Origin of the sequence: Eikenella glucosivorans, assembly GCF_016025525.2 — a bacterium.
GTDB classification, from domain to species: domain Bacteria; phylum Pseudomonadota; class Gammaproteobacteria; order Burkholderiales; family Neisseriaceae; genus Eikenella; species Eikenella glucosivorans.
On record NZ_JACSGR010000001.1, the window covers coordinates 277,166 to 297,073 of the forward strand.

Sequence of the window (19,908 nt, forward strand, 5' to 3'; positions counted from 1 at the left end):
CCTTTGGCAACAGCGATTGCTTTTTCAGGTAGCCTTAGACTGAAAGGCTACCTGTAAAGTCAGGTTTCAACTCAGCCCAAGCTGCAACTTTTCAGGCTACCTGAAAATTATCCAAGAATGCCACATATTCCTCACGCAGGGGCAAATCGAAATTGCGCGTAATGATGTGGCGGGTAGTTTCTGTGGTTTCACCTGTTTGCGGGTTAAAACCCTGCTTGGCGACGGTTTGCCAATATATGCCGAAGCCGCGTTTTTGCCAGGCGGGCAGGTCGTTGAAGTTGATGCCGTGCTCAAACAGAAAATCGTGTTTCTGCTGGCGCGAGAGGTGGACGAGCTTTTCGGCAGCGGCATTGGGCGATATGCCGTGTTTGCGTTGCAGCCAGTAGCAATGGGCATTTAGAGCGTTGCGGTGCGCATCTTCTTGGCGCCAGGCGAAGTAGTCCTGCACCAATCCCCAATTTGGCAACACGCAAACGCGTGCATCGAAGGTGGCACGGGAACCTTGTGCGAGAGAAAAATGCGCGCTGGCTTCGGCGGCGAGCGTGGTGATGATTTTGCGGACTTTACGCTTGAAAGTGTGTTCGTCGTGTTGGAACAGCAGGGAGATTTCGTCGCTTTGAGAAAAGCCATACGCGATGTTGAATCCGCAATCAAGCAGGGCAGCAGTCGTGTCGGCCATATGGTTACGGAAGCGGATATCGAACGGGGCTTCAAACTGCCAAATTTCTTTGGTGAGGCGGGTGAAACCGCGCCCGTCGAGGCGGACGACGATGTGGTTTTGTTCGGGAATGCAGAAATCGTAGGCAGTTTCGTATTGACGCATTCGGGTGTCTAAGTCGTCAAATCTCATGGTTTTCCTTTGGGATAAGTTGGCAGTTGAAGCCGCCGTTCGGGTTTATTTGAACTCGATAAATTTCGGCAAACCCTTCCGCGTAGTGAGGCGCTTGCAGTTTTTTGAAGGTGGCGCGTACGCCGACCTCGGGAATATTGGCTTTGCCTGTACGCTTCGCATTACGGGCGATGGCGGCATTTAAATCGCTGTCGAAATAGTAGGCAATAATTTGAAAACGGGCGGCTTGTGCGGGAACAATATAGCGGGCTCGGTCTTCAACGGTGGGATTGGTGTTATCGATAACAAGATTTTGCTTGGCCTGCAAACAAGCGTCGAACAGGAGTTGCTCGCGATGCCGGGTTTTGAGCATATCGAGATTCAAGCGGATGTAGCTATCGGCAAAGTGTTGTTTGTAGAAAGTGGATTTGCCGGAGGCTTGTGCACCGATAAATAAGATGAGCTGCATATTTTAATGTTTCGTATGGTTGTGGCTTAGCCGAATCTGCTTTTTATTTTTCAGGTAGCCTTCCAATGGCGGACACAGGCTACCTGAAAACGAACGCAGTGAGTTTCGCCAAAACGCAGCGCAGCGAAGTTTCTGCGAAGCTAAAAATATTCCGGCACCATTCAAACCCTTCAAGCCGCTGTCCGCACACCGTTTTGTGGTAAGATGGGCTGGCAATTTTAACACTTTAGGAGACCGTTATGCTGTGGATAATCATCCTATTGCTGGCCGCGCTCGGCGTGGTGGGCGTGATGGTGTACAACCGGCTGGTGATCGCGCAAAACCAATACCGCAACGCCTTCTCCCAAATCGGCGTGCAATTGCAACGGCGGCACGACCTGATTCCCAACCTGGTGGAAACCGCCAAAGGCTACCTGAAACACGAAAGCGACACCTTCACCCAGGTTACCCAGGCGCGCAGCCAGGCCGCCGGCGCGCTGGGCGGCGCCCGCCCCGAAAATGCCGAAGCGGTGCGTCAGCTTTCCGCCGCCGAAACCCAGCTCACCCAAGCCCTCCGCAGCCTGATGGTGCAGATAGAGGCCTACCCCGAATTGCAGGCCGCCGCCAATATGCAGCAGCTGGCCGAAGAAATCACCAGCACAGAAAACCGCATCGCCTTCGCCCGCCAGGCCTACAACGACGCCGCCATGCACTACAACACCCTGCGCCAGCTCTTCCCGCACAGCCTCATCGCCGCCAACTTCGGCCACCGCCAGCCCGCGCAGCTGCTGGAATTCCCCGACCGCGCCAAACACCAAGAACCGCCCGCCGTGCGCTTTTGATTTGATTTGGCAAGAGAGAAAGGCTACCTGAAAACCCGTTGCCAAGTTTTCAGGTAGCCTTTCCTATTCTGCCGCCCTTATTGCGGCAGCTGTGGTTCTTGCTGCTGCACCTGTTTGTCACGGTGTTTGCGGTGGTACAGCGTCCAATACAACACCGCGCATGCCCCGAACCACAGCGGCATACACATCAGCCCCAGCCGCGTGTCCTCATCGCGCGAGAACAGCACCAGCACAAATGCCAAGAAAGCCAGACACACCCACGCCATCGGCACGCCGCCGGGCAGCTTGTAGATGGAGCGCTCATGCAGCTGCGGGCGCGTTTGGCGGTATTTGAGGTAGGCCAACAGAATGATCGCCCACACAAAAATAAAGCCGATGCTGGAGAGCGTGGTAACCACCGTAAACATATCCATAATGCTCCCCTCCTGATACAGCAGGAACACCCCCACCAGCAGGAAGGCGCAGGAATACAGCAGCCCCAACGCCGGCACGCCGTTGCGGTTGAGGCGGCCGAAAATGCGCGGCGCCACTTCCGCTGCGGAGAGGCCGTAGAGCATGCGGCCGGTGGAAAACATCCCGCCGTTGGCCGAAGAGAGTGCGGAAGTGAGCACCACCAAATTCACCAGCCCGGCGGCAATCGGAATGCCGATCAGCGTAAACATATTCACAAACGGGCTCTTGGCCGGATCCACCACATCCCACGGCGTTACCACCATAATCGCGCCCAGCGCCAGCACATAAAACACAATCACGCGCACCGGAATGCGGTTGATGGCCTTGGGCAGGTTGGTTTCCGGGTCTTCCGCCTCCGCGGCCGCCGTGCCCACCAATTCGATGCCCACGAAGGCAAACACCGCAATCTGGAAGGCGGAGAAAAAGCCGCCGATGCCGTTGGGAAACCAGCCGCCGTGCCGCCACAGATGCGTGACTGAAGCCTGCTCGCCCGAAGTCGGATCCACAAAGCCGCTCAGCGCCAAAAAACCGCCCACACAAATCAGCGCCACAATCGCCACAATCTTGATCAGCGCAAACCAAAATTCCATTTCGCCAAATAGTTTCACCGTGAGCAAATTCATACCCGCCATAAACACGATGCACAGCAGCCCCGGCAGCCACAGCGGCACCTCCGGCCACCAAAACTGCGTGTAGCCCGTGATGGCGATGATGTCGGCCATGCCGATTACCACCCAGCAAAACCAATAAGTCCAGCCCACAAAAAAGCCGGCCGCGGGGCCCAGCAGATCGTGTGTGAAATCGGTGAACGATTTGTATTCGAGGTTGGAGAGCAGCAGTTCGCCCATCGCGCGCATGATGAAAAACAGGAAGGCGCCAATCACGATATAGGCCAGCACCACCGAAGGGCCGGCCAGATGGATGGTTTTGCCCGAGCCCATAAACAGGCCGGTGCCGATGGCGCCGCCGATGGCGATGAGTTGCAGGTGGCGGTTTTTCAGGTTGCGCTGCAAGCCGTGGTGGTGGTCGTGGTTTGTGCTCATGGAAGCCTTTCGTGCTGCGGTGTGGCCGGGGGTTTCCCGGCCGTATTTCTTTCAAATCAATCGGCCGCCGCGCCCTTGCGGCAGGCTCGGAGCGCAATATAACCCAGCAAGAAGCATGCAGGCAACTGATTTTTATGGAGAATATTTTATTTAGGCTACCTGAAAATCCGTGCCGATTCGTTTCTTTGTATGGATTTCCCCTGTTGAATTGCAGATTAGCCAAGAAAATGCCGACTAGGCAGGCTGGTCGGCAGGGATTTTCTATGTGCTAAAAATTACATCAATCTATGCGCTGGAGCAAATCCAGCAGGATGCGCCAGCATTCTTCCACTGTGCTGATTTCCACCTTCTCTTTCGGCGAATGCGCGCCTTTGATGGTGGGGCCGAAGGAGATCATCTCGGTATTTGGCAAATGTTTCTGCATCAGGCCGCACTCCAGGCCGGCGTGCACCACTTCGATTTGCGGCTGCTCGCCGCGCACGGCGGCAAAGGCCTCGGCGGTTTTCTTCAACAGCACGGAAGACATGTGCGGCTCCCAGCCGGTGTAGTCTTGATCGGCGCGCAGCGTGGCGCCGGAGAGCCGCGCCAGCGAGCCCAGCAGGCGGCACACATCGTCTTTCGGCCGCTCGCGCAGCGAACGCAGCAGCATGGAGGCGCTGAATTGGCCGTCGCTGGTGTGCACCACGCTTAGGCAGTTGGAGGTGTCCACCACGCCGTCGAATTCTTCGCTCCATTTGAGCACACCGTTGGGGATAACGGCCAGCAAATCGGCGATGCGGCGGCTGTCGGCATGGCTGGCAGCCTGCCCGCCTTGGCCGGCCGGGGCTACCTGAATCGTTAAGCTGTCGGCAAACTGGCCGAGCTCGTTTTGCGTTTCGGCACGCACGGTGTCGGCCAGCTGGGCCAGTGTGGCGGCAAAGGCCGCTGGCAACACGATTTCTGCCTCGGCTTTGGAAGGGATCACGTTGCGCAGTTCGCCGCTGTGGATGGAGGCCAAACGCCAGCCGCTTTCTTCGGGCAGGCGCACCAGCAGGTCGGCCAGCACCTTGATGGCGTTGCCGTAGCCGCGGTGGATGTCGATGCCGGAGTGGCCGCCGTGCATGCCGGCCACTTCGATGCGGAAGCGCTGCCCTTCGGCGGCTTGGGTTTCAAAAGGCAGGCTCAAATCGGCATTGCGGCCGCCGGCACAGCCCACATACACGCAGCCGGCTTCTTCGGTGTCCAAATTGATGAGATAACGGCCTTGCAGCCAGTCGCCGCGCATGGCGCGCGCGCCACCCATGCCGGTTTCTTCTTCCAGCGTGAGCAGCACTTCCAAGGGCGGGTGTTCGATGTCGTCGGCAAAGGCCACGGCCAGGCCCATGGCGGCGCCGATGCCGTTATCGGCCCCGAGCGTGGTTTGCGTGGCGTGCACCCAGCCGTCGATGATTTGCGGGCGGATGGGGTCGGTGGCGAAATTGTGCGACGAATCGGGGGTTTTCTGCGCCACCATGTCGATGTGCCCCTGCAAAATCACGCCGGGCTTGCCGGCCATGCCCGCGCCGTGCGCCGGCTTGCGGATATAGACGCTGCCTTTTTCGTCTTGCCGCACATCCAGGCCTTTCTCCTTGGCGCGGTTCACAATCATCTCGGCCAGCGCAGCTTCCTGATAGGTGGGGTGCGGGATGGCGCAAATATCGGCAAACCACTGCCAAACGGCCTGCGGCTGCAAAGCATGAAGCGGGTGCATATTAAAATCTCCTTTGAAAATGGTGGGCTACCTGAAAACTAAAACCTCGGCCGGCACGGTTTCGACAAGCCGTGCCGCCGCAAAAAAGCGCTTTGAGTTTACCCCCGCCCCCGCAGCGAGGCAAGCATGACGCCCCGCCGCTTGCCTCGTGGCCGTTTAACCAAAACATCCCGCAAGTGTGAATAAATAGGCGGTGTGCCGACCGCAGCAATCTGGCTGCGAGGATCAGCCGTTATGAGGCTGATCATAACGAACAGTTTTCAGGTAGCCTTCCTCACGAGATATCAGGCTACCTGAAAAATCCCATCCGCTTCGGTGTGCCTGCCAACTGCATGGCTGCCAGGATACCGGTTTTGCAGAAACCACATTGAAGCAGGCATTTTCAGGTAGCCTCCGCCCCGCCGTTGGCTTGCCTGCCCCGTTTTCCTTTACAATACCGCCCAAGCCCCTTGCCCACAGCCCAGCCATGCGCACCCTCGTCTTCTTCCTCTTCCGCTGTTTCGCCCGCCTGCCCCTTTCCGTGCTGCACGGTATTGCCAACCTCGCCGGCAGCCTGCTCTACCATTTCGCCCGCGCCGACCGCGAACGCATCTGCGCCCACCTGCACACCGCCGGCCTGCCCGCCGATCCCGCCCACGTTCGCGCCGTGTTTCGAGAAACCGCCAAAGGCTCGCTCGAGCTGCCGCTGGCCTTCTTCCGCTCCCCCGAGCAGGTGGCCGCCCTGTTTGTGGAAACCCACGGCTGGGAGCACATCCAAGCCGCCCTCGACACCGGCGAAGGCCTGTTGCTCATCACCCCCCACATCGGCAACTACGACCTTGCCGGCCGCTACATCAGCCACCGCCTGCCCTTCCCCCTCACCGCCATGTATAAGCCGCCCAAAATCAAAATCCTAGACGACATCATGCAGGCCGGCCGCGTGCGCGACAAAGGCCGCACCGCCCCCACCAACCTGCAAGGCGTGAAGCAGATCATCCAAGCCCTGCGCCAAGGCGAAGCCACCATCGTTTTGCCCGACCACGTGCCCGACGAACACGGCGACGGCGTATGGGCGCCTTTCTTCGGCCGCCCTGCCTACACCATGACCCTCGCCGGCCGCCTCGCCCAAGTGAAAAACGTGCGTCCCCTCTTCTTCGCCGGCATCAGGTTGCCTGAAAACCGCGGCTTCGCCCTGTACATCGAGCCCGTGGCCGGCAGCTTCAACGGCGATAAAGCCCACGACGCCGCCGTCATCAACCGCAACGTGGAAGGCTGGGTGCGCCGCTTCCCCGAGCAATACCTCTTCGCCTACAACCGCTACAAACACCCCGCCGGCGCCCCCCTGCCGCCGCAGGAATAGGCGATCGGCTTCGCCGGGCAAACAAGAAAAAGGCTACCTGAAAATCAGCCGTCTCATTTTTCAGGTAGCCTTTATCCGCAGTCAGCTTAATGAAGATAAAACCCTTAGGGGCTACCTGAAATTCCAGCTCCGCAGAACGCCGCAGTGCTGCGTTTTCACTTCGCTAAAGCCACGTTTTGGCCTCACGGCAACCCAGCCTTGCGGTGCAAGCCATCGTTTCAGCGAAATTCGCTTCACTCATTTTCAGGTAGCCTTCCCCGCCGCCAACCAGACCATCGCTTTTTGCTATAATCCCATCCCTTGTTTTCCCTCAAGTTTTCCCAGCCCAATGCCCTATCCCGATTTCTCCCAAACCCTCTCCAAAGACCGCCATTTCCTGCAATCCGCCTTCAAAAACCCGAAAAAATACGGCGGATTGCCCAAAGTCGAAGAAAAATACCAAAAATCGCACGACCTTTATCTGCAACGTTTGTCCAAGCTGCCCAAGCCCGAGTTTGACGGTACATTACCCGTTCACGAAAAACTGGACGAAATCAAAAAAGCCATTGCCGACCATCAGGTTACGATTATTTGCGGCGAAACCGGTTCGGGCAAGACCACGCAGTTGCCCAAGATTTGTCTGGAACTCGGACGCGGCGCGGCAGGGCTAATCGGGCATACGCAGCCGCGCAGATTGGCGGCGCGTTCCGTTGCAGAGCGGATTGCCGAAGAGCTGCACACCGAAATCGGCGGTGCGGTGGGCTATAAAGTGCGCTTTACCGACCACACCTCGCGCGACGCCAGCGTCAAGCTGATGACCGACGGCATCCTGCTGGCGGAAACCCAGACCGACCGCTACCTCGCCGCCTACGACACGATTATCATCGACGAAGCGCACGAGCGCAGCCTGAACATCGACTTCCTCTTGGGCTACCTGAAACAGCTCCTGCCGCGCCGCCCCGATTTGAAAGTCATCATCACCTCCGCCACCATAGACGCGGAGCGCTTTTCCAAACATTTCAACAACGCCCCCGTATTGGAAGTCAGCGGGCGCACCTATCCCGTCGAAATCCTCTACCGCCCGCTGCACGAAAAAAACGAAGACGACGCCGAAATCGAGCTGACCGACGCCATCGTCGATGCCGCCGACGAACTGGCACGCTACGGCGAAGGCGATATTCTCGTGTTCCTGCCCGGCGAGCGCGAAATCCGCGAAGCCGCCGAAGCCCTACGCAAATCCACGCTGCGCCGCAACGACGAAATCCTGCCCCTGTTCGCCCGTCTGTCGCACGCCGAACAGCACAAAATCTTCCACCCCACGGGCGCAAAACGCCGCATCGTGTTGGCAACCAATGTCGCCGAAACCTCGCTCACCGTGCCGGGCATCAAATACGTCATCGACACAGGCCTCGCGCGTGTCAAACGCTATTCCGCCCGCGCAAAAGTCGAGCAGCTCCATGTCGAAAAAATCTCCCAAGCCGCCGCCCGACAACGCGCAGGACGCTGCGGCCGCGTCTCCGCCGGCGTATGCGTGCGCCTGTATGCCGAAGACGACTTCAACCAACGCCCCGCGTTCACCGACCCCGAAATCGTCCGCAGCAACCTCGCCGCCGTCATCCTGCGCATGGCGGCACTGAAACTCGGCGACGTAGCCGCCTTCCCCTTCCTCGAAGCCCCCGACCAACGGTATATCAACGACGGGTTTCAAGTATTGTTGGAATTGGGGGCGGTGGCAGAAAGGTCGTCTGAAAACCAAGACCGCTACCGCTTAACCCGCCTCGGCGAACAAATGGCGCGCCTGCCCATCGACCCGAAAATCGCGCGCATTCTGCTGGCGGCGAAGGCACACGACTGCGTGTCGGAAATTCTGGTGATTGCGTCCGCGCTGTCGATTCAAGACCCGCGCGAGCGGCCGCTGGAAGCGCGCGATGCCGCGGCCAAGGCGCATGAACGGTTTACCGACAAGCAGTCGGATTTCCTTGCCTATCTGAATATTTGGGACAGCTTCCAGCGCGAGCGAGACAAAGGCTTGTCCAACAAGCAGTTGGTGCAGTGGTGCCGCCAATATTTCCTGTCGCACCTGCGGATGCGCGAGTGGCACGAGTTGCACCACCAGCTTGCCCAAACTGCGGTTGAAATGGGTTTGACCACCAAGGAAGCGGCGTTCAGACGGCCTCCCGAAATCAAACAGCTTACGTCGTCTGAAAGCCAAGGCGACCAAGATTTGTCCGCCAAACTCAAACAAAAACAACTGGATAAGAAGCAACACCGCGCCCAAGTCCGCGCCGCCAAAGAAGCGGGCTACGAACAAATCCACCGCGCCCTGCTCACGGGTTTGATTGCCAACGTCGGCATGAAGTCGCCCGACGGCAACGACTACACTGGCGCGCGCGGTTCGCATTTCCACCTGTTTCCGACTTCCGCCCTGTTCAAATCCAAACCCAAATGGGTGATGGCGGCGGAACTGACCGAAACCAGCCGCCTCTACGCCCGCGACGTCGCCGCCATCCAGCCCGAATGGATCGAGCAGGAAGCGCCGCACCTCGTGCGCTACCACTATTTCGAGCCGCACTGGGAGCAGAAGCGCGGCGAAGTCGTCGCCAGCGAACGCGTTACCCTGTACGGCCTGACCGTCCTGCCGCGCCGCCCCGTCGCCTACGGCAGAATCGCCCCCGAAGAAGCGCGCGAAATCTTTATCCGCAGCGCATTGGTGGCGCAGGAATGCGATTTGAAGGCGACCTTTTTCGCCCACAACAAAAAGCTCATCAAAGAAATCGCCGAACTCGAACACAAATCCCGCCGCCAAGACGTCTTGGTCGATGAAGAAGCCCTGTTCGCGTTTTATCACGAACGGCTGCCGGAAACCGTGTGGAAAGACGAAAAAGGCGGCGTTTGGGGAAGTGAAGAGTCTGTAGGTCGGATTCTTGAATCCGACACAGCCGAAACGTCGTCTGAAAGTGGAGATCACAACGACACCCTTTCAGACGACCTGCAAACTGCAAATCCACAGCAACCTACCCCCTCCCCCGTGGGGGAGGGTCGGGGAGAGGGCAAAACATCCGCCGCTCAAACAAACTTTTCCGCAGTCGCCGCAAGCCCTTACCCGCAAGAAAGAGAACAAAGCGCTGCAGCTCTACCCTTTTCAGACGACCTACAAACTGCAAATCCACAGCAACCTACCCCCTCCCCCGTGGGGGAGGGTTGGGGAGAGGGCAAAGCATCCTCCGCCCCAACCAATTTTTCCGCAGCTTCAACAGTTTCAGGTAGCCCACACACCGTAGGGCGTATGACGCAAGCCACGCACGCGGATTCCAAAGATACGGACAACCGCGTGCGTGAACCGAGTTCACACACCCTACAAAACCTTTCAGACGACCCCAAACCCCAAAAGCAGTCTCCAAAAAAAGGTCGTCTGAAACCCCTCCCCCTTGCCGACATCCGCACCTTCCAAGCCTGGCTCAAAACCGCCGAACGCGACAACCCGCGCCTGCTCTTCCTCAGCCGCGACGACCTCATGCAGCACGCCGCCGCCCACATCACCGAAGAGCAGTTCCCCAAATTCTGGCAGACGGAAGACGGCAAATTCAAACTCGCCTACCGCTTCGAGCCGCATCATCCCATGGACGGCGTTACCATGACCGTGCCCCTGACCGTCCTCAACCGCCTGCACGCCCCCGCCCTCGAATGGCTCGTGCCCGGCATGTTGCGCGAAAAAATCCAGTTGCTCATCAAAGCCCTACCCAAACAAATCCGCCGCATCTGCGTCCCCGCGCTCGAGTTTATTACCCGATTCCTCGAAAGCAGCCCCAAACGCGACGAACCTATTATCCCCCAGCTGGCAAAATTCATCGCCAAAACCGCCGGCGACATGCGCCTGCTCGACCAAATCGATCAAGACGCATGGGCGGCGCACCCCCTGCCCGAACACTGTTATTTCAACCTCCGCATCATCGACGACGGCGGACAAGAATTGGCCATGGGACGCAAACTGCACGAACTCCAACAGCAGCTCGGCCAAGCCGCCGCCGTCACCTTCCGCGACAACACCCAAGAATTCGAGCGCGACAACGTAACCGCATGGGACATCGGTACCCTGCCCGAAACCATCAAATTCGCACGCGGCAAACAACAGCTCACCGGCTACCTCGGCCTGCAGAAAGAAAAAGACGGCCGCATCGCCCTGCGCCTGTTCGACACGCCCGAAGCAGCCGCCCAAGCCCATAGGCAAGGCGTGATCGAACTCATGAAACTGCAACTGAAAGAACAAGTTAAAGACCTCAACAAAGGCATCCAAGGCTTCACCCAAGCCGCCATGCTGCTCAAACACATCAACGCCGACACCCTGCGCGACGACCTCACCCAAGCCGTCTGCGACCGCGCCTTCATCGGCGAAGACGAACTGCCGCGCAACGAAAAAGCCTTTAAAGAACAAATCAAACGCGCCCGCAGCCGCCTGCCCGCCGTCAAAGAAGCCCTCAGCCGCCACTTGCAGGAAACCGCCGCTGCCTACACCGAACTCAACGGCAAACTCGGCCGCCACCCGCTGACCAATCTCATGCGCCAACGCCTCCAAACCCTGCTCGCCCCCGGCTTCGCCACCCGCACTCCCTGGGCACAATGGCCGCGCCTCCCCATCTACCTCAAAGCCATGACCCTGCGGCTGGACAAATACAGTGGGAATCCATCGCGCGACACCGCCCGCGAAGCCGATATTCAAGAATTGGAACAGATGTGGCAGGAAAAGGTGGACGGTTTGGTAAAACAAGGCCTCCCCGTTTCAGATGGCCTCGCCGCGTTTAGATGGATGATTGAAGAATTGAGGGTTTCGCTGTTCGCGCAGGAATTGAAAACGCCGTATCCGGTGTCGGTGAAGAGGTTGGGGAAAGAGTGGGAGAGGTTGAAATAAAGGCTACCTGAAAGTTATCGGCTTCGCAGAAACTTTGCTGTGCTGCAGTTTATTTCATTGAATCGTTATTTTCAGGTAGCCTGCCATCAAGGAAATTTCCTAACTAAATATCGGTTTCGAGATAAACCACCTGCGTTTGCAGGTATTCTTCCAAACCGTGTTTGCCGTCGGCTCCGCCGATGCCGGATTTTTTCCAGCCGGCGTGGAAGCCTTGCATGGCTTCGAAGTTTTCGCGGTTGATGTAGGTTTCACCGAATTGCAAGCGGCGGGTAACGTAGAAAGCTTCATTCAGATTTGTGGTATAGACGGAGCTGGTGAGGCCGTATTCGCAGTCGTTTGCCCAAGCAATGACTTGGTCGAGGGTGTCGAAGGTGGCAACAGGCAGGACGGGGCCGAAGGTTTCTTCTTTCATGATGTCCATGCTATTGTCGGCATCGACAAGCAGGGTTGGTTCGAAGAAATAGCCGCGTCCTTCGGCGCGTTTGCCGCCGCATACGAGGGTTGCCCCTTGTTTGACGGCGCGTTCGACTTTTTCGGCAACGGCTTTGACGGCGCGTTCTTCAATCAGCGGCCCCATTTCCAGCGTGCCTGCTTCGGCTTCGGCGGGATTGCCGTAACGCACACCCTTCATGGCGGCGGTCATTTTTTCGATGAACGCGTCTTTCAGGCTGCTGTGAACGTAAACGCGCTCGGCGCAGTTACAGATTTGTCCGGTATTGCCCACGCGTGAGGCGAGGATGGATTTAACCGCCAAGTCCAAATCGGCGTCTTTCAAGACGATAGCAGGAGCTTTACCGCCGAGTTCCAACGAAACTTTGGTGATATTGGCAGAAGCAGCCTCCATCACTTGCCGGCCGGCCTCGACGGAACCGGTTAGGCTGACCATATCGACTTGCGGGTGGGCGGATAAGGCATTGCCGATTTCTGCGCCCGGCCCGTTCACAACGTTAAACACGCCTGCGGGCAAGCCAACGGCATCAACGATTTCGGCGAAAACGTGGCAGTTGATTGGGGTAACGCTGCTGGGTTTGATGACGATGGTGTTGCCCGTTACCAAGGCGGGGCCCATTTTTCGGGCAATCAGGAAGAAGGGGAAATTCCACGGCAGAATGCCGGCGATAACGCCGAGCGGGCGCTTGAAGAGCAAAATATTCTCGCGCGGGCGGTCGCTCTGGATGATTTCGCCTTCATAACGACGCGCCCATTCCGCCTGGTAATCGAGATAGTCGGCGGTGAACATGACTTCCACGCGCGCCAGGTCTTTGGTTTTACCGCCTTCGGCCACGATAATGTCGGTTAGTTCGTCTGCACGGTCGCGTATACCTTGGGCGATTTTGCGCAGATATGCGCCGCGTTCGATGGCGGGCAAACGTTCCCATGCGGGTTGTGCCTTGCGTGCTGCGGTGACGGCGCGGTCAACATCTGCCCTGCTGCCTTTAGGTTCGCGGGCAATGACTGCTTCGGTGGATGGATTCAACACCTCGCGCCATTCCCCTTGGAAACCGGTTTCAAAACGGCCGTCGATATACATGGATAGTTGTCTCATTTCGCTCTCCTTCAAATTGTTTTATGCCGACATCGGCATAGTCAGTTTACGCTCGGACAGAGCGAATCGGCAAGCTTATTTTGCCATTATTTATCGCTACAACAAATAATTAAGGCTACCTGAAAAATCCTTTCGCTGATTTTTCAGGTAGCCTCTTACATCAATCAAGTTGGCTGTTAAGCTAACCCTCAAAATGACCGGCCAAACTGGATAAATGCATTGCCTTTGCTGAAAGAGAAAAGGGGATTGTTGCTGTTTGTCCGTTGCCATATGCCCACCAGCTGCGGCGTGATGCCGGCAAACTGGAGTTTGCGGTGGGATATCAGCACGCTGGCATTCAATTCACGGTCTTGCCGAGGAGCTGCCCCTCCCCACCACGGGGCATCATAATCGCGCAGCCCGCCGCCAAGAGAGGCTGAAGTGGTCAAGCCCCAGCCCCATTGCTGCGTCCAGCCCACTCGCAACCCCTTGCGGGTGTACGTTTCCATCGGGCTTTGCTCCGCCAATTTGCGCGACCAGTCCACGCCGAAAGTGAAGTATTGGGTGGGTTTGCGCACATACAGCCAAGTGCCGGAAGCGGTATAGCTGTCGCCATCGAGCCGGTGCCGGACATCATACTGTTGCTCGCCCAGCTCCAATGCTGTCAATATTTTATGCCGTGGCGTGAGCCAATATTGCCAGTCGACCCGCACACCCGTTTCTCGCAAATACTTGCGCGTTTGCTCCCGAGCATAATCGGTTCCCGCCCATTGGCGTTCGAAATATGGGGTAACGGAAGCTTCGGCACGGGCGGTTTTGTAGGTTGGGCCAGCGGCAATGCGGGAAACATGAAAATCATATTTGTGGTTGTCCCAATAATACCAACCATAATTATGGAAACCCAGCCGCCAATAAAGGTTGCCATGTATGTTCCAATCGCGCGAGGCTCCTACACGGTAGGCAAAACCTTGCGCCGATTCTGGCGTATCCACACGGCTCCAGGCCGCACCTTTGCGGTTGTTGGAGTTGTTCACATTGCTGTCGCGAACATAATTCACCGAGCCGTAAAACGACCAGCTGTTGCGCTTGTCCAGCGCCTGCAGGTATTGGTCGCCGAGCTGCTTCAATTCGGGTGCCAGGCCGGGTGTTTGTTGGAAGCGCTCGATTTCCTGCCGCGCGTCTTTATCCGCCATGTTTTCAAACAAGGCTTGCGCCAGCGCCAGCCGCACGGGCGGCATATCGGGATCAGCCTCCAGCGCGGCGCGGTAGAGGCTGATGGCGCGGTGGTAGTTGCCTTCCGCCCGCGCCACAATCGCCTGCGCCAGCGCCACCAGCAGTGCGTCGTGCGGCCCGGGCGTTTCCAAATAAATCGGCAGCAGCAGCGCCACGCCTTCGCTGTTGTTGGTGAGCACAGCATAGCTCAAAGCCTGTTGCAGCAGCTCGGGCTGGCGCAGCAGCTCCTCGCGGCTCATATTGAGCCGGCCGTCTTGCGGCGCGGCGGGCGCGGGCGGGCTTTCCGCCTTGGGCGCGGCCACCGGCGTGATATCGAAGCTGGTGTCCGGCTCGGTTTCCGGCGGCGCGGCCAAGGCTACCTGAAAAGGCAATGCCAGCAAACACGCGCCCCAGCCATACTTTCTTTTTATGCTCATCAAACGGCTTTCCTTAGCAACAAATCACAAAACGGGCGGATTATAGCCGATTCCTTTTTCTCAAACCGCCAGTCTGCACAACTTAATTTAACATTTGCAAAATAAGGCAAAGAGCAGGTTCTAGACAAAACGTCTCTTGCTGTATGGAAAATTTTGTGTACAAAGCAGGTCGATTTTTACTGGATTCCTGCTGAGTTAGGCTTGGTTGAAAATAGTTTCGCGGAATGGGAAATGCTAATTTCTCTTACAAATAACCATACAAAGTTGCTTACAAAAACTAACTTTTAATATTTTTCTATTTACAATCTTCAAATGCAGCAATTTGATATTAATCAGAATTTATATTATTTTCATTGTTATACTGTAGCAGCTTTAATAGCAATCTATGCAAGAGAAAGAAAGGAATTTGTTATGAAAAAACATCATTTACTTTACATTATGCTGACCGCCTTTTCGCTCGGCGGCTGCGGCGCAGGCGGTGGTTTGGCTCGGGCGGTTACCGACCCGTTTACGCCCAAGCCACACGGTAAAGCCACTGTCACAGTCGATAATAGCGCCCGCAACGGCATCCTGCATGCCAACGGCCAAACAGCAGACACCATCGACATCAACGGCCGTACTTACCGCAACGGCAACAACCTTGATATCAGTTATAACTTCCAAAACCGCCTCTCCGATTTCAGCTATGTGCTGAAAGCCGATAACGGCACCAGGGCAATCGAAGACGGCAAACTGGGCGTGTACAAACGCGCTTATACCGCCGTTGTTGGTGCGCAAATCGAGCACCGTTACGACAACGCCGGCCATCAACTGGCTCCACAGCTCAATGAATTCAGAATCAGAAGTATCCAAGGCGAGGTAACGCCCGTTGCCCAACTGCCCAACACCGGCATCATCAATTACCAAGGCCACGCTTTCTCCGGCCTGGACGACCGGCGCACCAACGGCGAGCCGCAAGGCCGGCTGAACTACAACATCAACTTCGGCAACCGCACCGGCTCCGGCTCCATCACCGGCCTGCATGGCTTCGGCAACATTAATCTGCGCGAAGGCAATTTGGATCCCGGCGTGGGCATCCGCGGCACAGCCGATTCCGCCAGCAAAGGTTCCGGCCATTACGAGCTCAACGTCTACGGCCCAAACGGAGCGGAAATAGCCGGCAAAGCTTACAACTTCACTGGCGATCAAAATCACGACATCGGTTTTGCCGGCAGCAGAACCAACTGATTTCCCAACCCCTAACGCTTAATCTGGCAATAAGGAAGGCTACCTGAAAGTTGGAGTTGAACGAATTAAAACATCCCAATGCTTTTACAGATAGCCACAGACTGAGTTGCTAACCGATACAGTAAAGCCGAGTTCTGCATCATGCAGAACTCGGCTTGTGGCAAAATAAAGTTGACCTCTCAGAAATGATCTAAGAGCATAATATTCTAGATTTATTTGAGCATTTAGCTAATTATTGGTACTACCAGAGCTTCAAAATCAGTTGGGCAAATGCGACCAAAATCGGCTCTTCATTCAGATTGTAGGTATCTTTACTGCTACCACCGGTTTTCGGTTTTAACTTGTCTCGATCGATAACCCAGACATCACGAGAAGTTCCGCCAGTTTTGGGTTTTAATTCACGACCATCAAAAAGCCAAGTATCCCTAGAGGTTCCGCCGGTTTTGGGCTTGATTTCCCGGCCATCGAAAACCCAGGTTTCCCTAGACGTGCCACCACTTCTTGGTTTCAACTCCCTACCGTTGCACACCCAATCGCGAGGTAAAGTAATATCAGGCATTGTTTTCTCCTACGTATTGAAAAATGAAAAGCGGAAACAAGCTGGAAAGTATCAGCATAACTGTGAGAAATAAAACGTCTGTCAGTATTCTAAGCTTCCATCAAACCGAGTGCAATACAGCACTGCCAGCAGCTAACTGGGCAGCAGGCATACTGCTACCGAGCAATCATCATGCAAGGGATCCCGTTTGACGGCACGGCGTAAAGCTTCCAGTTTATCGGGCAAAGACTGAAATGCGCCCCACAATGCTTCCAGGCGGTTGTGAGGCAGGGCATCGTGTAAGCCGTCGGTGCAGATTAAAACGGCTTCTCCTGCCCGCAGGGTGAACGATGTAGTAAATATTTGAAAGTGGTCTTCTTCGTAGTCCGCAGTCAGGCAGTGTGCTAAAGCGTAGTAGATGCCAGCATATTCGGTATCTGCTCGCGCTTCTCCCTGTTCAATTAAATCGGCCAGCACCGTGTGATCGTGGCTTATCTGCTGCCAGCAGCCGTTGGCAGATATATGATAAACGCGGCTATCGCCGACATTGCAGATACGGCATAAACCGCCTGTTTCAATCACTGCCGAGGCAAAAGTGGAGGCCGAGCCGAAATATTCAGCTGCCAGCTTGTCACAGAAACTGCCATGCAGCCACCGTAGGAAACGGCCTTCAGCATCGCCTTCACGGGCAAATGCTTCCATCCAAAAACGGCTAGCCAGATGTGCGGCCGGGCTGTTGAATACACCGTCGGCGACCGCCAGCCGAACAGTATCGGCTGTTTCGGACAAACGGGTTTTGTGTAGTCTTACTTGCCTTACTGCCGTGCCATCAAATAGGGCATCCTGATTGCGCGTTTTGCCGGCGCCGGCCATTTGGAAATAAGCTAGCTGGAACATGGTGATCATTATTGTGTAACTCAGTTCCTCCTATCGAATAGCTTAGAAGTTAAGAGCATTTCTTTTGTTCAGTTTGGTTTTGCGGGGCATTCTTAGGTGTGCCATTTTTCCCGAGAGGAATTTTTTCTTTATCCAAAACCATATTGAAGAAAGCAATGAAAGTTTCTTTATATTCATTATTGGAATTGGAACGATGCCCTCGGTTAGGAATGATATCAAGCAGTTTTTCAGGCAGGCGGATATCATATTTATCCCCTTTCCCGAAATACCAGAATTTTTTGCCTAATAATACGTTTTTCCCTGTTAAAACATCTGAATTAAATTCGTTTTGACCGTGCCCAGACCATGATGGCAAGGGTTCATAACTTTCAAATCTTTCTTCTATCCATATACAGTCTCCTGCATCATTTTTATTCTTTGGAATTTTTCTGTTTAGAGATTTATCCATTTCGCAGCGCGCAACATATTCTGGCCATGTTAAAACCTCATCAACTTGCATGCAATAGATAAGGCGATCCTGGTTTTTACGACAATCCAAACCAACAATAATATCTCCCACTTTAGCCGTCCGACGTATTGCTGGCTTACAGATAGCCAAAGTGCAAGTATTAAAATCAGGATTTGGAGCAGTTCCGAAATCGTAGGCAACTTTATAGGTGTAAAGACGATTATTACTGTTAAGTTCTAATTTCATAGTTCAGAGTCCTTAATAGTACTAGAGTGGTTTTTGATAATACTAGCAAACCAGTTTTCTAACTGGGGATAGTATGCGCCGTCAATGATAAATTCTTGCCCCCGTTTGGCGCTATGAAGTACAACATATTTAGGGTCATCGGAGCATTTCCAGTAGTCCAAATTTGAATGATATGATAAGGCATGATCATCAACTGGATAAAACCATTCCGGCAATTGCCAAACGCTACGTCCCATACCGTTTTTTGTTAATTGTAAAGCAGGAGAAAAAGATGGAAATACTCCGCCACCGTATAATGCTTTATCCGAATATGCCGATTTATCTTTGGCAAGATAAACTGTATTGCTAGGGTGTTTATAGTTTTCCTGATTAAAATGAGGGTGTTCGATTAGCCAAGGATATTTCGATAATGCCTGAGCCCTATCCTTAATGGTGTTGAAAATTTCCCCTATTTCAAGCCAGCCGAACATAACTTGAATATCAGGAGCGGCTTTTTTATATTGCCATCGTCCTGTTGATGATAACTCTACTTCTTTAAACCAGCCAAAAAATAGGAAAACATCGTCTATGCCAACTTGATGGTTATTTAAATGGGTTTGCGCAGCATTTACCTGCCCGAATGCAGGTCGCCAATAGGGAGGTGTTTGCTGGGGATGCCGCCTGAGATCCGGATCTAAATGTATGTGTTCTGGTGCCTTTCCGCCGGATAAATCATCAACCATTTGATGAATATCAATGCCATCTAGATAAACGTCATGCAAGGTTTTCTTGTCGTACGGGTTGGCTGGTATGGGTAGAGACACCATTCTTCCATCAGGGAGGATGGGGCTTGGTATACCGCCAGCCGAACTATCGAAGCCTTTGCGTGAAAAAATAAGTTTCATGGTTTAACCTTTCGCTAGGATAGAGGAAATCATACGTCATTATTGTTAATCGATGTTATTTTAACATTCCCCCCTGGTGCTTCTCCGCTACTTACTACGTCATAGGAAACAGGCACATCTCTGCAATGCTGCCAATCCGCCCATCGCCAGCCCGATATGATGTTCTTGGCCGACTTGAGCTTCATCGGGATTAATGCGGATCAGTGGAGCGTGCAGACGGCGTGCGATACGGTCGGAGAAACGTCGTACGGTGGGGATGGCGGAGCCGGCACCGACTTCGATGATGACGGGTCGTTGGATTTCAGGTAGCCATTGCTCAAACTGGCGAAGCCGCATCATGGTTGGCTCCTCCAGCCATTCCCAATCGTCAAACATGAGGATGTTGGGGTGAGCGAGAGCACCGCATCGCGGACAAACTGGCAGGCTGTTTTGCAGCCGGCAGGTCTGTTCGTCCACCTGCGGCACGAAGCTGTCGGCTGGCCAAGTTTGGTCATGGCAGTGGCCGGTGCATTGCAAATCGTGGATGCTACCGTGGCAGGCGATGATGCGGTTGTCGGGGAAACCGGCTTTTTGGAATTGGCCGTCCACATTGCTGGTGAAGATGAATGCGCCGTGTATCTTGCTGTCGGCCCATTGTTTCAGAAGATGGAAGCCCTGATGCGGCTCGGTGTGGCGGTAGCTGTTGAGCCGCCAGCCATAGAAACCCCAGGCCAGATGCGGGTCGGTACGAAATAAGTCGGGGGTGGCCATGTTTTGGAAGTTTTTGCCCAAACGGCGTAGCGGGGGGAAAGCGCGCCAGAAACCATCGATACCGCGAAAGTCGGGCAGCCCGGAGTCGATACCGATGCCGGCACCGGCGGTAATGATGAGGGAATCGGCTTGGCGGATATAGGTGGCGGCTTGCCGGATTTTTTCATACATCATAG

The 19,908-nt window shown here is 55.2% G+C and carries 15 protein-coding genes; 4 read left to right on the forward strand and 11 right to left on the reverse strand.

Annotated elements, in window-relative coordinates:
* Positions 1–91: 91 nt before the first annotated feature.
* Together H9Q10_RS01250 and H9Q10_RS01255 are read right to left on the reverse strand one after the other, a co-directional pair.
* Entirely contained in the window at positions 92–850 is a 759-nt protein-coding gene (locus H9Q10_RS01250; protein ID WP_197902221.1) for a tRNA(His) guanylyltransferase Thg1 family protein, read from the reverse strand.
* Positions 840–1,298, reverse strand: coding sequence for an ATP-binding protein (locus H9Q10_RS01255; RefSeq protein WP_197902222.1), 459 nt, complete (start codon positions 1,296–1,298; stop codon positions 840–842). Before H9Q10_RS01255 ends, H9Q10_RS01250 begins: the two co-directional genes overlap by 11 nt.
* 239 nt (positions 1,299–1,537) lie before the next feature.
* On the opposite strand from H9Q10_RS01255, the gene H9Q10_RS01260 reads away from it, so the two are divergent.
* Entirely contained in the window at positions 1,538–2,119 is a 582-nt protein-coding gene (locus tag H9Q10_RS01260; RefSeq protein ID WP_197902223.1) for a LemA family protein, read from the forward strand.
* A 77-nt stretch (positions 2,120–2,196) separates the two neighbouring features.
* Here the strand turns inward: H9Q10_RS01260 and H9Q10_RS01265 are convergent, their stop codons facing one another.
* The gene (locus tag H9Q10_RS01265; protein WP_197902224.1) at positions 2,197–3,615 is read right to left on the reverse strand and encodes an amino acid permease; all 1,419 of its coding nucleotides are present in this window, start codon (positions 3,613–3,615) and stop codon (positions 2,197–2,199) included.
* 280 nt (positions 3,616–3,895) lie between these two features.
* Entirely contained in the window at positions 3,896–5,344 is a 1,449-nt protein-coding gene (pepD, locus tag H9Q10_RS01270) for a beta-Ala-His dipeptidase (protein ID WP_197902225.1), read from the reverse strand.
* A 466-nt stretch (positions 5,345–5,810) separates the two neighbouring features.
* On the opposite strand from pepD, the gene H9Q10_RS01275 reads away from it, so the two are divergent.
* Together H9Q10_RS01275 and hrpA are read left to right on the forward strand one after the other, a co-directional pair.
* A complete protein-coding gene (locus H9Q10_RS01275; protein ID WP_197902226.1) occupies positions 5,811–6,683 on the forward strand; it encodes a lysophospholipid acyltransferase family protein in 873 nt (290 codons plus the stop codon).
* 328 nt (positions 6,684–7,011) lie between these two features.
* A complete protein-coding gene (gene hrpA / locus H9Q10_RS01280) occupies positions 7,012–11,568 on the forward strand; it encodes an ATP-dependent RNA helicase HrpA (protein ID WP_197902227.1) in 4,557 nt (1,518 codons plus the stop codon).
* A 103-nt stretch (positions 11,569–11,671) separates the two neighbouring features.
* Here hrpA and aldA read toward each other — a convergent pair whose 3' ends face one another.
* On the reverse strand, positions 11,672–13,114 hold the full coding sequence (gene aldA, locus H9Q10_RS01285) for an aldehyde dehydrogenase (RefSeq protein WP_197902228.1): 1,443 nt from the start codon (positions 13,112–13,114) through the stop codon (positions 11,672–11,674).
* A 188-nt stretch (positions 13,115–13,302) separates the two neighbouring features.
* Positions 13,303–14,742 carry a surface lipoprotein assembly modifier gene (locus H9Q10_RS01290; protein ID WP_197902229.1) on the reverse strand — a complete coding sequence of 480 codons (1,440 nt, stop codon included), beginning with the start codon at positions 14,740–14,742 and terminating at the stop codon, positions 13,303–13,305.
* 411 nt (positions 14,743–15,153) lie between these two features.
* Here H9Q10_RS01290 and H9Q10_RS01295 point away from each other — a divergent pair, with 411 nt between their 5' ends.
* The gene (locus H9Q10_RS01295) at positions 15,154–15,969 is read left to right on the forward strand and encodes a factor H binding protein domain-containing protein (protein ID WP_197902230.1); all 816 of its coding nucleotides are present in this window, start codon (positions 15,154–15,156) and stop codon (positions 15,967–15,969) included.
* A 241-nt stretch (positions 15,970–16,210) separates the two neighbouring features.
* On the opposite strand, the gene H9Q10_RS01300 is transcribed toward H9Q10_RS01295, so the two are convergent.
* The 5 genes from H9Q10_RS01300 to H9Q10_RS01320 form a co-directional block, all read right to left on the reverse strand.
* The gene (locus tag H9Q10_RS01300) at positions 16,211–16,528 is read right to left on the reverse strand and encodes a hypothetical protein (RefSeq protein WP_197902231.1); all 318 of its coding nucleotides are present in this window, start codon (positions 16,526–16,528) and stop codon (positions 16,211–16,213) included.
* A gap of 132 nt (positions 16,529–16,660) precedes the next feature.
* Entirely contained in the window at positions 16,661–17,413 is a 753-nt protein-coding gene (locus tag H9Q10_RS01305; RefSeq protein ID WP_238480107.1) for a PP2C family protein-serine/threonine phosphatase, read from the reverse strand.
* A 40-nt stretch (positions 17,414–17,453) separates the two neighbouring features.
* Complete coding sequence (locus H9Q10_RS01310; RefSeq protein ID WP_197902232.1) at positions 17,454–18,098, reverse strand: Nmad2 family putative nucleotide modification protein; 645 nt, start codon at positions 18,096–18,098, stop codon at positions 17,454–17,456.
* The gene (locus H9Q10_RS01315; RefSeq protein WP_197902233.1) at positions 18,095–18,982 is read right to left on the reverse strand and encodes an Nmad3 family putative nucleotide modification protein; all 888 of its coding nucleotides are present in this window, start codon (positions 18,980–18,982) and stop codon (positions 18,095–18,097) included. The genes H9Q10_RS01310 and H9Q10_RS01315 overlap by 4 nt, the downstream gene beginning before the upstream one ends.
* 99 nt (positions 18,983–19,081) lie before the next feature.
* Complete coding sequence (locus H9Q10_RS01320; protein WP_197902234.1) at positions 19,082–19,906, reverse strand: SIR2 family NAD-dependent protein deacylase; 825 nt, start codon at positions 19,904–19,906, stop codon at positions 19,082–19,084.
* Positions 19,907–19,908 lie beyond the last annotated feature (2 nt).

Bases quoted from the DNA above. Each gene is read 5' to 3' on its own strand.
- H9Q10_RS01305 (WP_238480107.1), bottom strand. From the start codon at position 17,413: ATGATCACCATGTTCCAGCTAGCTTATTTCCAAATGGCCGGCGCCGGC.
- H9Q10_RS01290 (WP_197902229.1), bottom strand. From the start codon at position 14,742: ATGAGCATAAAAAGAAAGTATGGCTGGGGCGCGTGTTTGCTGGCATTG.
- H9Q10_RS01260 (WP_197902223.1), top strand. From the start codon at position 1,538: ATGCTGTGGATAATCATCCTATTGCTGGCCGCGCTCGGCGTGGTGGGC.
- H9Q10_RS01310 (WP_197902232.1), bottom strand. From the start codon at position 18,098: ATGAAATTAGAACTTAACAGTAATAATCGTCTTTACACCTATAAAGTT.
- hrpA (WP_197902227.1), top strand. From the start codon at position 7,012: ATGCCCTATCCCGATTTCTCCCAAACCCTCTCCAAAGACCGCCATTTC.
- H9Q10_RS01275 (WP_197902226.1), top strand. From the start codon at position 5,811: ATGCGCACCCTCGTCTTCTTCCTCTTCCGCTGTTTCGCCCGCCTGCCC.
- H9Q10_RS01300 (WP_197902231.1), bottom strand. From the start codon at position 16,528: ATGCCTGATATTACTTTACCTCGCGATTGGGTGTGCAACGGTAGGGAG.
- H9Q10_RS01295 (WP_197902230.1), top strand. From the start codon at position 15,154: ATGAAAAAACATCATTTACTTTACATTATGCTGACCGCCTTTTCGCTC.
- H9Q10_RS01265 (WP_197902224.1), bottom strand. From the start codon at position 3,615: ATGAGCACAAACCACGACCACCACCACGGCTTGCAGCGCAACCTGAAA.
- H9Q10_RS01255 (WP_197902222.1), bottom strand. From the start codon at position 1,298: ATGCAGCTCATCTTATTTATCGGTGCACAAGCCTCCGGCAAATCCACT.
- H9Q10_RS01320 (WP_197902234.1), bottom strand. From the start codon at position 19,906: ATGATGTATGAAAAAATCCGGCAAGCCGCCACCTATATCCGCCAAGCC.
- aldA (WP_197902228.1), bottom strand. From the start codon at position 13,114: ATGAGACAACTATCCATGTATATCGACGGCCGTTTTGAAACCGGTTTC.
- H9Q10_RS01315 (WP_197902233.1), bottom strand. From the start codon at position 18,982: ATGAAACTTATTTTTTCACGCAAAGGCTTCGATAGTTCGGCTGGCGGT.
- H9Q10_RS01250 (WP_197902221.1), bottom strand. From the start codon at position 850: ATGAGATTTGACGACTTAGACACCCGAATGCGTCAATACGAAACTGCC.
- pepD (WP_197902225.1), bottom strand. From the start codon at position 5,344: ATGCACCCGCTTCATGCTTTGCAGCCGCAGGCCGTTTGGCAGTGGTTT.